This is a genomic window from Vibrio sp. 1CM7H (assembly GCF_023161645.1).
In the GTDB taxonomy this organism is placed as follows: domain Bacteria; phylum Pseudomonadota; class Gammaproteobacteria; order Enterobacterales; family Vibrionaceae; genus Vibrio; species Vibrio diabolicus.
Genome location: NZ_JALNTV010000002.1, coordinates 459,795 through 473,011, shown reverse-complemented (window position 1 = coordinate 473,011; position 13,217 = coordinate 459,795). Strand labels below are relative to the sequence as shown.

11 protein-coding genes are annotated in these 13,217 nt (G+C 45.0%); 6 read left to right on the top strand and 5 right to left on the bottom strand.

Features of this window, described 5'->3' with window-relative positions:
• Positions 1 to 14 precede the first annotated feature (14 nt).
• From MSG33_RS10435 to MSG33_RS10415, 5 genes are all read right to left on the bottom strand, one after another.
• The gene (locus MSG33_RS10435; RefSeq protein ID WP_248380967.1) at positions 15 to 1,607 is read right to left on the bottom strand and encodes a S41 family peptidase; all 1,593 of its coding nucleotides are present in this window, start codon (positions 1,605 to 1,607) and stop codon (positions 15 to 17) included.
• 364 nt (positions 1,608 to 1,971) lie between these two features.
• Positions 1,972 to 2,736 (bottom strand): transcriptional regulator, encoded by a 765-nt coding sequence (locus MSG33_RS10430; RefSeq protein ID WP_139060185.1) that lies wholly within the window; start codon positions 2,734 to 2,736, stop codon positions 1,972 to 1,974.
• A gap of 30 nt (positions 2,737 to 2,766) precedes the next feature.
• The gene (locus tag MSG33_RS10425) at positions 2,767 to 3,441 is read right to left on the bottom strand and encodes a GntR family transcriptional regulator (RefSeq protein ID WP_005377862.1); all 675 of its coding nucleotides are present in this window, start codon (positions 3,439 to 3,441) and stop codon (positions 2,767 to 2,769) included.
• Positions 3,442 to 3,593: 152 nt separating this feature from the next.
• Complete coding sequence (locus tag MSG33_RS10420) at positions 3,594 to 5,126, bottom strand: aldehyde dehydrogenase (NADP(+)) (protein ID WP_248380965.1); 1,533 nt, start codon at positions 5,124 to 5,126, stop codon at positions 3,594 to 3,596.
• A 21-nt stretch (positions 5,127 to 5,147) separates the two neighbouring features.
• Complete coding sequence (locus MSG33_RS10415; RefSeq protein ID WP_248380962.1) at positions 5,148 to 6,149, bottom strand: 4-hydroxyproline epimerase; 1,002 nt, start codon at positions 6,147 to 6,149, stop codon at positions 5,148 to 5,150.
• Positions 6,150 to 6,258: 109 nt separating this feature from the next.
• Between MSG33_RS10415 and MSG33_RS10410 the strand changes: the two genes are divergently transcribed.
• From MSG33_RS10410 to MSG33_RS10385, 6 genes are all read left to right on the top strand, one after another.
• On the top strand, positions 6,259 to 7,515 hold the full coding sequence (locus MSG33_RS10410; RefSeq protein WP_248380960.1) for an FAD-dependent oxidoreductase: 1,257 nt from the start codon (positions 6,259 to 6,261) through the stop codon (positions 7,513 to 7,515).
• 123 nt (positions 7,516 to 7,638) lie between these two features.
• Positions 7,639 to 8,712 (top strand): ABC transporter substrate-binding protein, encoded by a 1,074-nt coding sequence (locus MSG33_RS10405; protein ID WP_017633955.1) that lies wholly within the window; start codon positions 7,639 to 7,641, stop codon positions 8,710 to 8,712.
• 87 nt (positions 8,713 to 8,799) lie between these two features.
• Complete coding sequence (locus MSG33_RS10400; protein WP_248380957.1) at positions 8,800 to 9,774, top strand: ornithine cyclodeaminase family protein; 975 nt, start codon at positions 8,800 to 8,802, stop codon at positions 9,772 to 9,774.
• Between the two features lie 56 nt (positions 9,775 to 9,830).
• Positions 9,831 to 10,745 (top strand): dihydrodipicolinate synthase family protein, encoded by a 915-nt coding sequence (locus MSG33_RS10395; protein WP_248380954.1) that lies wholly within the window; start codon positions 9,831 to 9,833, stop codon positions 10,743 to 10,745.
• A 73-nt stretch (positions 10,746 to 10,818) separates the two neighbouring features.
• Positions 10,819 to 11,940, top strand: coding sequence for an ABC transporter ATP-binding protein (locus tag MSG33_RS10390; protein ID WP_048626301.1), 1,122 nt, complete (start codon positions 10,819 to 10,821; stop codon positions 11,938 to 11,940).
• Positions 11,937 to 13,217 (top strand): ABC transporter permease, encoded by a 1,281-nt coding sequence (locus MSG33_RS10385; RefSeq protein WP_167426657.1) that lies wholly within the window; start codon positions 11,937 to 11,939, stop codon positions 13,215 to 13,217. The genes MSG33_RS10390 and MSG33_RS10385 overlap by 4 nt, the downstream gene beginning before the upstream one ends.

Genomic DNA, 13,217 nt, shown 5'->3' with positions numbered 1-13,217 from the left:
GCATTCGTAAAAAGTTAGTTGATCTCAACATGAATTGCCTCTGTTCGTAGCGGAGAGCGAAGATCGCTTAACTCCGGAGATGAAATGTTACGCGGCATGGCGTTGAAACTTGAAGAGGAGACTGGCGGACAGGTTCCAGTTTCCATGTAGTTTAGTGCCGCAGAAAGCATACCTTCAGACGGATCGCCTAATGGTTTTGTTAGGTCATCATTGACCCAGCAACCTTCCACTCTATTGTTTAAGCCTAGCTCGGTATTGATTTGGCTCTTTGGAGTAGGAATAAAACCATCAGAGAAGTCGCCAAAGTTTTTCTCGTTCGCTGACTTGAACTGAATAGTGTAGTACATAGTGCCGCAGTTTTGTTCTGCTGAGAACCCATACGGTTTACCTGTGGTTGTTGAGCCTATTTGGATAATCTCCACATCAATGCCGCGCAAAGCGTTGATTAACAGTTCACTTGAGGAAGCCGTGCCTCCTGAAGTCAGTACATATACGCGCTTTTTGTTCAGTGTCGGAAGCACTTGGTCCGAATATTTCTGTGCTGCCCAGTCTATTGCTAGATTCGTAAAGCGATAGATGTTATCCCCATCCTTAATGGTACGCATCACTTTGTCATTGTGAATCAATTCACTGAAGACTCGGTTCTGACCAGCACCGCTTAGCATGTAGCCTACTTGCGAGGACTGAAGGACTAAACCACCGCCGTTGTAACGTAAATCAACGACGATCTCGTCAACATTCTCTGCCGAGAGCGTACTAAACGCCTCAATAAGCGGGGCTTGAGCGCTTGGTTCAAAGGAGTTGTATTGCAGATAGCCGATCCGCATACCATTGTGTGTAATCACTTTGGCATTTTTAACTGGAGAGGTCATGACATCAGAGGCGGTAAGCGTCACGGTTTTCTCTAGACCGTCAACACTCTCAAATGTGAAGGTGTAATCTTGATTGATGTCAGGGTTAAAGAGCGTTTTGTTAATAAAATCAATGTCGGACTGACTACCGGTGTTAACCACATCAATATTATTGATTTTCAGAAGCTTATCACCACGAGCAATGCCGCTTCTATCAGCTGGAGAGGCTTCTTCAGTATAGGAGATACGAACGTCTCTAGGTTGTACGCCACGTAGGAATGCCCAGTTAAAACCAAACCCAGCGACTAAACCAGATTGCGATGACTTCATATCATTTTCATAAGGGACGGTAAAGTGGAAGCGATCTTTCGGTTTACCAGTCGTGGTAGTAGCAGAGGTGACCAATGTGTTGAAGTAATCAGTCACGGTTTTGTAGTTTGCTGGATTATTATCAGGAACTTCGTCATACCAAAGGTAAGTTTCGTTAGTAAAAGCTCTTAAAAAGAGTTTTTCGTGTAAAGCAGAACCTAATTCATCTGGATAGGCGGCATAATTGTTATATGGGTCTCGACCCACTCGTGGGGTTTCACATTGGTTGACAAACGAGCTTGATGGTTGGCTAAAATCACCGGCTTTCCATGTTGGTCCGGTTGCGCTGCTAGTTGACGGAGTAGATGAACCATCACCGCCGCCACCGCCACAACCTTGTAATAATGCGAGAGTGACTGCCGTTGCTAAAGAATACTTAAATTTCACTTTTCTATGTCCTTATAAATAATAGAATTATAATTATCTGTTTTGCTTTTGTTTTTATTAGCTAAGTGAATGTATTAATTTAATTCGTTCGTCTGCAAATTTATATTTAAAGAGTGTGAGGTAAATAACGTAAAAATGTTTATCTTTTATTCTTATAAATCCATTAGTTATTCCTTAAGTTCCTTAGTAGTTTCAGCGTAATAATAAGGAAAAAAACAAAGATGAAATGGAGGGTTCTCTTAGTCGACTAATTGTTGTTTGCTAAATAGAAAGTAAGTTTCGGGACGGGAAACTCTACTTATTAGAGATTTGGTAGGAATAAATGATGCGTTCTAGGTTTGGGGTAAATTTTTAATCTGATGTTTTAATTTATTTTAGTCAATTGGGCGACGTGCTTTAACAGGCTTCCATCAATATCCGGCAAGTCATCTGCGAAAAATATCTGAGCGCCAGGAGTGCAGCGCATTAATATATTTGTTAGTTCACCTTCGTTGTTGGAAGTGTTAACTGCGTTAAGTTTCGCTAATTTATTACAAAGCTCGTCCTCTATTTGCACTTTTTGCTCTTCGGTGAGCCTAATGCGACCCACACACACACCTGGGTTGATGTTATGAGAAAGCGACTCTTGTTGAAATCGCTCTTTGAATAAGGTGTCCAATGCGGTACCTTCTTCCATAATAAATCGACGACCAGAACGGTAAAACAAGCCGTCTCCGAAGTTTTCGACATATCCTAGAATTTCCGCGATACGCAAATAGAATCGTAAGCTTGTATCAGAAAGTCCGTAAGTATGGGCTATCTCTTGCGGTTTAATATCACGAGAAGTCAGCATATAAATAAAATCAAGTAAATAAGGATGCTCAACGAAAAGGGCACTCTCTTCATCTGTTAGCATTTGCTCGTTTTGGTGCTGAAGCTCGTTGGCTAAGGTTGCGAGTTCGATGAGATCGGTATTCAGGTAGTTCAGATAAACAAGTACTTTATCCAAACCTAAAGCCGGATTATGTAGGTGGCGTTTAATACTAGATAAAGGGATGCCACTTTTCTCTGACAAGGAATTATAGCAAAGCCCTTCTTCTTTAATCTTTTGTCGTAGCGCTGCGAGTAAAAACTTTGGTCCAACATTCATCCTTGAATATCACCTTATTCGTTATTCCGTTTACTGGCTGATATTTTGCCTTTCAAGCAGCAGGTTTCGAATCGCTGTGCCTGCTTCTAGAATGTGTTTTTTCAGCAGGTACTTGGCGCCTTCTATATCGCGATTTTGGCACATTTCAAACAAGCTTAAGTGCTCTTCTTCTGCCTTTTTAATGCCTGTTGTGAACAATAGCTGCATACGTATGTATCGGTCACACTTTGTGTTCAAGTTGTAAATGACGTCCATAGTTTCAGGCATGTTGGCTGGCGCATATAGGGCTTTGTGGAACTCGTAGTTGTAGTTGCTCCATTCTTCTACTTCGTCGCCACTGTTCACTACTGACTCGAAACGTTCGCGAACTTCTCGCGCGCGTTCAAGGTCAGCGTCTGTCATATTTTGAATCGCACGCTCTAAAATGTGGCATTCCACGACAGCGCGCAGTTCAAATAGCTCATTGATTTTCTCTGGAGATAGCTCAGTGACCGTCGCACCTTTGTGAGGTTCAAAGCTAACGAGTCCTTGTGCTTCCAATTGAACTAACGCTTCACGCACAGGAATTCGGCTAACATTAAACTCTTTTGCTAACGCATCTTGACGTAAAGGTTGACCAGTTTTTAACTCGCCCTTCAAGATCTGAGTTCGAATTGCTTCCTCAACGAGCTGAGTGCGCGTTTTAAAAACAGGTTTCTGTGACATTGAAGTCTCCCGTGAAATTAATATTGTATCCAATCCATTTTACTTTAGTAGTTTATTGTTTTTCTGGCACAAACCAACTAGGAAAGAAGGTTTTGAGAAGTAGAGTGAAATAAAAGGCATCAGTTGATGCCTTTTTGAGCCATTTGGTGAGCTTATTGGGACACTCTGCCATCTATGGCGCGTTGAATACCCAGTGGGTTCGACGCTTTTAATGAATCCGGCAATAAAGATTCTGGCAAAGCTTGATAAGCTACGGGACGCAACCAACGATGAATAGCCTCCGCTCCGACAGATGTTGAGGCAGAATTGGTTGAAGCAGGATATGGTCCACCATGAACCATAGCGTAACCAACCTCGACGCCAGTTGGCCAACCGTTGAATACAAGGCGTCCGGCGATTTCTTCCAAACTAAGAAGCAGTTGCTTGACTTGTTCTTCGTCTTCAGCGGTAGCGTGAAGGGTTGCGGTGAGCGATCCAGTCAGTGAATCACTCAGTTTCAACATGTCATCGAAATCTTCACAGATTACGATTAACGATTGAGGACCGAATATTTCTTCCTCCCATTGCGGGTTTTTACGCCAATTTTTACTGTCCGTCACGAACAGTGCTGGTGAGACATTGGTCGCTTCTGCTTGTTCAGAACGAGTGACGTTAATGCCTGTTTCGGAAGCTCGCTTATCCACTTCGGATTCATACGTTTCTCGGATTCCTTGCGTTAGCAAAGTGGCCGTTGATTGTTGTCGAATTAACCCTTGAGCGGTTTCGATAAAGGCTTGCGTTTCTGGGCTATTCAAGACAAATATAACGCCGGGTTTTGTACAAAATTGTCCACAGCCCAAGGTCATAGAAGCCACAAACTCTTCAGCCAATGATGCGTTTGCTCGTATGGCTGAAGGGAGAATAAATGTTGGATTAATCGCCCCTAGTTCGCCATAGAAGGGGATTGGCTCTGGTCTTTGCTGGGCTAGATTAAACAGCGCACGGCCACCACCGACTGAACCTGTAAACCCAACCCCTTTAATTTTTGGATGGGTAACGAGTGCTTGGCCAAGTGCGCGTTTGTTGCCTTGCAATAGCGTGAAGATGGCTTGCGGTAAGCACTCTTTCTCAAGTGCAGCCTCAATACACTCAGCAACAAGTTGACTGGTGCCAGGGTGGGCGGTATGGCCTTTTACAATCACAGGACAGCCAGCCGCAAGTGCCGAAGCCGTATCACCACCTGCAGTGGAAAATGCGAGCGGAAAATTAGACGCACCAAACACGGCGACAGGGCCAATCGCGATTTGTTGGCGGCGAATATCTGGTTTTGGCAGTGGTTGACGGTTTGGGTTTGGCGTATCGAAAATTGCTTGATGGTGATTACCCGAGCTTACAACCTCGGCAAATAGTCTTAATTGGTTGGCGGTACGTCCTATTTCACCGCTTAAACGTGCTTCGGGAAGGGCTGTTTCTAAATGAGCACGAGCAACGATTTCTTCACTCTTCACTTCCAATTCAGAGGCGATAGAGCAAAGTAAGCTCGCTCGCTTTGCATTGCTTAGTTGGCGAAACTCACGCGCAACGCTTTGGGCGGCTGAGGCGGCTTGATTAACTTCTTGCTCTCCATGTACCGGAAACGCTGTGGGTAGAGGCTCACCAGTAAAGGCGTTGACTGCGTAAAAAGTGGTTGGTTCTTGTGGGTTCATCATTCTTCCTTACTATCCTTATTACTTCACTTCAAATCCGTACGCATATGGGTCTTCATCGTCTACCCATATCGTGTTGTGACCGTATACTTGTGCCCATCCTTCAATACTTGGCAAAATAGCGGCTTTGCCATTCACTTCGGTAATGCCTTCTATACGTCCTTGAAATAGGCTGCCGATGATACTTTCGTGAACAAAGTCTTCCCCTTGATTGAGTTTGCCTCTTGCATGCCATTGCGCCATGCGTGCACTTGTTCCCGTACCACATGGCGAGCGATCCAACGCTTTGTCGCCGTAAAACACAGCATTTCGAGCGGTGGCGTTTTCTTGAGTAGGCTCTCCGGTCCATAGCACGTGAGAAACACCGCACACTGTTGGATCTTCTGGATGTACGCACTCAACCGCTCGAGATACCGCTTCGCGAACTTTTGGAGAAAGCATCAAAATTTCATCTGGAGAGTAGTGTTCAAGTCCGGCGTAGTTTTCTTGAGGGTCGACGATTACGTAATAGTTTCCGCCATAAGCAACATCGACAGTGAGCTCACCTAAGCCCTCTATGTCTACGGTTACGTCTTGGTGGGCAAGGTAAGCTGGTACGTTAAATATCTTTACCGACGTGACCTTGTCACCTTTTGTTTGGTAGTGCACTTCGATTTGTCCTGCTGGGGCATCAAGTATCAAACGACCTTCTTTTTTGGGAGTGATAAGGCGATTCTCGATAGCGGTAGTGACGGTTCCGATGGTGCCGTGGCCACACATTGGTAAGCAGCCACTGGTTTCAATAAACAGAATTGAAGCGTCTGCGTTATCGCTGCAAGGAGGCAAGACAACTGACCCCGACATCATTGAGTGTCCGCGAGGCTCAAACATGAGTGCCTGACGAATCCAATCATAATGCTCAAGAAAGTATTGGCGCTTTTCGCTCATGGTATTGCCTTCGAGTGGAGGCACACCGCCTGCGACCAGCCTAACTGGGTTGCCGCAGGTGTGGGCATCAATACAGAAAAAAGTTCCTTGTCTCATTTTTCGCTCCTTGCTGAAAAAATGGTTGAATTAAACAATAGTAATGTTAACGTAATGTAAAATATATTGTATACAATCTACGTTTTCAAGTGTGACTCGGAGCATATTTATGTTGGTCAAGGATGAAACCAAAAAGGAAAGGATCGCCGTGATAGGTGCGGGGATTATTGGCTTATCAATTGGATTGAAGTTGCAGCAGCAAGGTTATCAAGTCACGATTTTTGATCCCAATGGCGTGGGGAATGGATGCTCTAAGGGAAATGCAGGTCATATCGCGACTGAGCAAATCTTCCCTCTTGCAACGCCAGCGCTGCTTCCACAATTACCTAAAATGCTGCTAGATCCCAAAAGTCCGGTTTCGATCCGTTGGCAAGATATTCCAAACACAATCGGGTGGATGATTCGTTTTCTATTACAAACAAAGCCATCAGCTGCGGAGCGGGCAAAAAACGCGATTAAGAGTCTTAACGAGCGGTCAGTGGCAAGTTGGCGTGGCGTGCTTGATTCAATCGGAAAAGCACATCTAATAAAAATGAATGGTTCATTGCTCACTTTTGAAAACGAGAAACTGTTTCAGAATTATCAAAGTACGCTTAACTCACTGGCTAAAAACGGTGTGACGTATCAAGTTTGGACACAAGAGGCGATTCGAAAGCGGATACCTGATCTCAGCCATAAGGTTCGTGTCGGAGTCTTTTTTCCCGATACAGGACATACGCTAGACCCTTATCAGCTCTGTGCTGAGCTAAGTGAAGCTTTTGAAGCTCTTGGCGGTAAGATTTTACAAAAAGGTGTATCTGCGTTGGAGAAAAATGGTGATGTGTTGGTTGAGTCTCAAACACATTCATTTGACCGAATCATTGTTGCCGCTGGTGTACATTCTAAGCTTTTGATACGGCAACTAACCGGAGTCAAAGTGCCTATTCAAGCCGAGCGTGGTTATCACCTAATGGTGGATGACAAGCGTGATGTATTGCCATTTCCTATTAGCTCTGCCGATAGAAAATTCATCATGACTCCGATGTCAGGTGGGCTACGATTGGCAGGCACTGTTGAGTATGCCAATGTAGAGTCACCACCCAATATGAAACGTTCAGAAATGCTTTTTCAGTTAGGCGATGAGATGTTTGAATCGGGATTACATCCACTCAAGCAAGGAGAAAAGTGGATGGGTAATCGGCCTTCAACAGTCGACTCGTTACCGGTTATTGATAGCATTTGGGATGGAAATGTATTACTGGCATTTGGCCACCAACACCTTGGATTAACTCAAGCGGCGATTACGGCAGATCTCCTTTTAGAGCTTATCGAAGGAAAGCCGACATCGATTGATCTTTCACCTTTTTCATTACAACGATTTGCCTGAAAAATTTAATATTAAATATTGTATAAAATATATTAAATGCTAATGTTAACTTAATTTTAACAAAACTGGTATCCAACAGCCGTACTCGGATGCCTCCAGAAAAACAACCAAAAGGAGTAAAACATGTCACGAATGACCAAAGCACCATTGGCGCTGTTGATTTCAGGAATGCTGTTGGGGACCTCTGCTTATGCTGAAGACAAATTGACGGTCGTATCTTGGGGTGGTGCATTCACCAAGAGCCAAGTGGAGGCATATCACAAGCCTTTCATTAAAAAAACAGGTGTCGAGATCGTATCCGAGGATTTCAGCGGCGGATTAGCCGAAATTAAAGCGCAGGTGGAAGCGAACAACGTGCGCTGGGATTTGGTTTCTCTCGACAAGCCGGACATTGTTCGTGGTTGTGCAGAAGGGCTATTAGAACCAGTGAGCCCAAGTATTTTGCCTCCGGGCGCAGATGGAACACCAGCACAAGAGGATTTCATTGATGGTGCGATTCACGAGTGCGCAATCAATACCATCGTTGTGTCCACAGTATTAGCGGTGAACGAAGACGCGTTTAAAGGTAAGGCTTTGCCTAGCAAGTTGACCGATCTTTTTGACCTAAAAACTTTTCCAGGTCGACGTGCATTGCAAAAACAACCTCAGGGCAATCTTGAGTGGGCACTATTGGCTGATGGTGTAAAGCCAGAAGAGGTCTACAGCCTGCTCGAAACCGAAGCGGGGCGCGAGCGTGCTTTTGCTAAGTTGGATACGATCAAATCAGAAGTACTGTGGTGGACAACCGGTGCCCAACCACCTCAAATGCTTGCAGACAAAGAAGTGGTGATCGCCTCGGCGTTTAACGGCCGAATTCACAATGCCCGTAAAGATGAAGGTCAACCATTTCGGATTATATGGGACCGTCAAATGGGTTACATGAATGGATGGGCGATACCTAAGGGTAGTGAGAACACAAAGCTTGCATTGGATTTCATCGCTTTTTCTTCAGGAACAAAACCATTAGCTGATCAAGCTAAGTACGTTGCCTATGGGCCTACGCGTAAGTCGTCTTCGGCGGAGGTGAACCCAGACATTTTAGCGAACCTTCCTACCGCACCTCAAAACTTCCAAACCGCCTTCCTGATTAACGATGAATGGTGGTCAGACTACGCGGATGAACTAAATGAAGAGTTTAATACTTGGCTGCTTAACTAGGCGTTAATTTGTGTATGGGGCCGAGTTTTCATCCATAAGCGAGGTTCCGTACTTTTCCTCAACTGTATTTATGTTTTCGGAGAAATGATGAAAGTCATCGAAGCACAGCAAGTCGCGCAATGTTTAACAATGAATTCTCTTATTGAAACGATGCGTGAAATGTACTCGCGGCCAGCAACAATACCTCAACGCCGAGTCATGCCCTTAGAAGAGGGAGAATACGAGGCGTTTGCGCTACTTCCTGCTTGGAACCAGGAGTTAATTGCGGTGAAAGCCTTTACATATTTCCCGCATAACCCCGAGCAAGGTAAAGATACGCTTGCATCTAAGCTGCTTGTTTTTAGACGAAACGATGGTGAGCCGCTCGCACTCGTGGACGGTAAAGTTTTAACGTTTTGGCGCACCGCCGCAGCTTCTGCGTTGGCAGCGGACTATTTAGCGCGTCCCGATGCTGATCGTCTGTTGATCTGCGGAACGGGCAATCTTGCGCCTTATTTTGCGTGGGCATACGCTGCGGTTCGCCCACTTAAGCAGGTTTATATTTGGGGGCGTAACTCAGATAAAGCCGAGGCGACGGTAGATGCCATTGTGTCATCTTCAGAGTATCAGTCGCTTCCTGATGAGCGTCGGTTTCGCGTTTCAGTCGTAGAAAAAGTGGACCACGTTATCAAACACGTTGACATCATCAGCTGTATTACTGCATCAGCAGAGCCTTTGTTTAATGGCGCAGACGTGCAGCCGGGCACCCATATTGATTTGGTCGGTAATCATGACTTGGACAAGCGTGAATGCGACTCTAAAGCAGTGCAACGAGCACAGGTGTATGTTGATAGCCGTATTAATGTATTAGCCGAAGCGGGCGATCTTCTCATTCCAATTCAAGAGGGCGTATTCACGTCAGACGATATCAAAGGGGAATTACCGCAGCTTTGCGCCCAACAAATCTCAGGACGTCAAAACGATGAGGTCATTACTTTATACAAATCAGTTGGCAGTGCTTTGGCTGATTTGGCCGCTGTAAAGGCGGTGTTGTTAGAAAATGGCATAGATAGCCATGTCTGAGCATTTTCGCTCGTTCATTTAAATTGCATACAATATACATATAAGGAAAGTAGTTCATGAAAATTGATTGGAAAGGTGTTTATCCGGCGGTCAGTACGCAATTTCGTCAAGATCAGTCAATCGACTTAGACGCAACGCAAACCGTTATAGACAACCAGATTAAAGATGGTGTGAATGGCATTATCTGCTTGGGTACCGTCGGTGAGAACTGTGCGTTGTACCCGGAGGAGAAACGCCAGGTCTTGCAAGCGGCAAAAGAAGTCGTAAATGGCCGTGTGCCTTTGATTGCTGGTACAGCAGAGTCTATTACCACAGCAGCTATTGATTACATGCAGGATGCGTACAAAATTGGTATCGATGGTTGTATGGTGATGCCAGCCATGGTTTACCGCACGTCTGAGAACGAAACGTTCGAATATTACCGCACGCTAGCAGAAGCAACGCCAGAAATGCCAATCATGATTTACAACAACCCGGTTGCTTATGGTGTAGATGTAAACCTCGATATCATGGCGAAACTGGCTGAGTTTGAAAGTATTGTAGCTATCAAAGAGTCGACCACTGATACTCGTCGTATCACCGAGCTTTACAATAAATTTGATGACCGCTTTACCGTGTTCAGTGGTGTTGATGACATCGCTCTTGAATCATTGATGCTAGGTGCGACCGGCTGGATTTCTGGTTTAACCAACGCATTCCCAGAAGAGTCCGTCGCGATTTATAAACTGGCAAGCCAAGGTCGTTATGCTGAAGCGTTAGAGATCTACCGTTGGTTCTTACCCCTACTGCGTTTAGACACCATTCCTACGCTGGTTCAGTGCATAAAATTGGCCGAGCAAGTCTGCGGACGTGGCTCTGAACAAGTTCGTGCGCCACGCCAACTCTTACAAGGTGAAGAGCGTCAACAAGTCATTCAAATGGTTGAACATGCGTTAGAAACCCGCTTAGACCTATCCAAATACAATCTGTAATTGTGCTGTTTAGTAGAGCGTTAACTGACGCTCTACTCATTCGTAATATTCAAAAAATGAGAAGAGGGAAATCATGAGCACGGAAAACAAGGACTATGTCAGCTTTCAACACGTTAAGAAAACCTACGATGGCACGAATTTGGTGGTGAAAGACTTCAACTTAGATATTGCTCCTGGAGAGTTCGTTACTATGTTGGGGCCGTCAGGATCGGGCAAGACCACTTGCTTGATGATGCTAGCAGGCTTTGAAACTGCGACCGGTGGAGACATTTATATCGATGGCGTTCCTGTCAATCATCTCGCGCCGCACAAGCGCGATATTGGTATGGTGTTTCAAAACTATGCGTTGTTTCCACATATGACCATTGCTGAGAATCTTGCGTTTCCTTTAAAGGTGCGAAAACTCGACAGTGACACGATTCAAAGCAAAGTTCAGAGTGTATTAGAAATGGTCGAGCTTGAGCATGTTGCGACTCGATACCCAAAGCAGTTATCAGGTGGTCAACAACAGCGTGTTGCGTTAGCGCGAGCATTAGTGTTTGAGCCTAAACTCGTGTTGATGGATGAGCCGCTAGGCGCATTAGATAAGCAGCTGCGTGAGCAAATGCAGATGGAGATTAAACATTTGCATGAAAAGCTTGGCATCACCATTTTGTATGTGACGCACGATCAAGACGAAGCTCTCACAATGTCCGACCGTATTGCGGTTTTTAATCACGGCGAAGTGCAACAACTCGCGACACCTACCGAGCTTTATGAATCTCCGAGTAATACGTTTGTTGCGCAGTTTATTGGAGAAAACAACCAACTCTCAGGTTTAGTCAAAGAGTGGAACGGAAAGTATTGCCAAGTGCTCGTTGGGAAAGAGTTATTTACTGCGAAACCTGTCAGAGTCTCTGAGCAAGGGCAGAGGACAACACTTTCCATTCGACCAGAAAAGATTGTTATTCAACCAGAGAAAGCGTCTTGTGAGAACCAAGTCTCAGGCGTCCTACGAGAATTGATTTATCACGGTGATCATTATCGTTTGGTCGTCGAAGTAGAGAGCGTTGGTCACTTCATCGTTAAAGTACCTAACGATAATCGTAAACACTTGCAGTTAACGCCTGGCTCAATTTGTCGTATTGGTTGGCAAAGTGACGATTGCCATGCTCTTGATGGGACACAAACTCAAAGTAGCGAGGTAGCAGCATGAGTCGAGAGCTAACCGCATTAGATTCTGTATTGGAGATCGAACGCCAAGTTCATCAGCAAGAAACCAATCTGAAAGCGCAGTTGCAAAAGGCAGAGCGCCGAAAAAAGCTTCGCTCCATTATGCTCACAACGCCATTGGTGTGTTTTATTCTGCTTACGTTTGCTTTTCCTATCCTCGATATGCTTTATCGAAGCGTGGATAACCGAGAAATATCCCAGTCACTACCACAAACTATTCAAGCATTAGAAAGTTGGGATTATCAAGGTCTGCCTCATCAAGAAGTCATTGAGGCATTCTCTGTTGAAGTACTTGCGCTTTATCAAAGCAAAGAGCTACCGAAAATAGCCAGCCGAATGAATATTGAAGTGTCTGGTATGCGCAGCTTATTGATGAAAACAGGTAGAAAGTTGTCTCGTTTGGCGTCGCTGCCGAGCTCGGTGACACAGCTGGCTAAGCTGGATAAGCGATGGGCTAATCCTAAATATTGGGCGGCGTTTAAGAATCTTAGTGGCGCATTAACATTCAGTCATTATCTTGCTGCGCTAGACTTGCAAGTGAATGAGTTTGGAGACATTGAGCCCCAACCAGAAAAACGCCAAATATACGTCGACCTTTTCTTTAAAACTTTTTGGATGTCTATTTCAATCACCTTAATTTGTTTGGTGATGGCGTACCCCGTTGCTTACCTGCTTGCCAATTTACCTGATAAGCGCGCGAACTTACTTTTAATCATTGTGCTGCTGCCATTTTGGACGTCATTATTAGTCAGAACCACGTCTTGGATTGTTCTGCTGCAAAACCAAGGGGTCATTAATGATCTCCTTATTTGGTCGGGTTTTACTTCCGAACGAATTCAGATGATTCACAATACCTTCGGAACGGTGGTGTCTATGGTTCACATTCTGCTGCCGTTTATGATCCTGCCTCTGTACAGCGTAATGAAAGGAATTAGCCCAACTTATTTCCGTGCCGCTCGTTCTCTAGGCGCGACGCCTTTCATTGCGTTCATCAAAGTTTATATGCCGCTTACGTTACCGGGGATAGGTGCGGGGGCCTTGCTCACTTTCATTCTTTCTATTGGTTTCTACATTACGCCCGCTTTGGTTGGTGGAAGAAGCGGACAGATGATATCCAATATGATTGCCTATCATATGCAGACATCACTGAACTGGGGGATGGCTGGCGCATTGGGTGGACTGCTTTTGTTCGTTGTACTGGTTCTGTTTTATATATTCAACCGTGTGGTTGGCATGAATAACCTTAAGGTAGGAGGATAA

Bases quoted from the DNA above. Each gene is read 5' to 3' on its own strand.
- MSG33_RS10420 (WP_248380965.1), bottom strand. From the start codon at position 5,126: ATGAACCCACAAGAACCAACCACTTTTTACGCAGTCAACGCCTTTACT.
- MSG33_RS10385 (WP_167426657.1), top strand. From the start codon at position 11,937: ATGAGTCGAGAGCTAACCGCATTAGATTCTGTATTGGAGATCGAACGC.
- MSG33_RS10390 (WP_048626301.1), top strand. From the start codon at position 10,819: ATGAGCACGGAAAACAAGGACTATGTCAGCTTTCAACACGTTAAGAAA.
- MSG33_RS10430 (WP_139060185.1), bottom strand. From the start codon at position 2,736: ATGAATGTTGGACCAAAGTTTTTACTCGCAGCGCTACGACAAAAGATT.
- MSG33_RS10410 (WP_248380960.1), top strand. From the start codon at position 6,259: ATGTTGGTCAAGGATGAAACCAAAAAGGAAAGGATCGCCGTGATAGGT.
- MSG33_RS10415 (WP_248380962.1), bottom strand. From the start codon at position 6,149: ATGAGACAAGGAACTTTTTTCTGTATTGATGCCCACACCTGCGGCAAC.
- MSG33_RS10395 (WP_248380954.1), top strand. From the start codon at position 9,831: ATGAAAATTGATTGGAAAGGTGTTTATCCGGCGGTCAGTACGCAATTT.
- MSG33_RS10405 (WP_017633955.1), top strand. From the start codon at position 7,639: ATGTCACGAATGACCAAAGCACCATTGGCGCTGTTGATTTCAGGAATG.
- MSG33_RS10425 (WP_005377862.1), bottom strand. From the start codon at position 3,441: ATGTCACAGAAACCTGTTTTTAAAACGCGCACTCAGCTCGTTGAGGAA.
- MSG33_RS10400 (WP_248380957.1), top strand. From the start codon at position 8,800: ATGAAAGTCATCGAAGCACAGCAAGTCGCGCAATGTTTAACAATGAAT.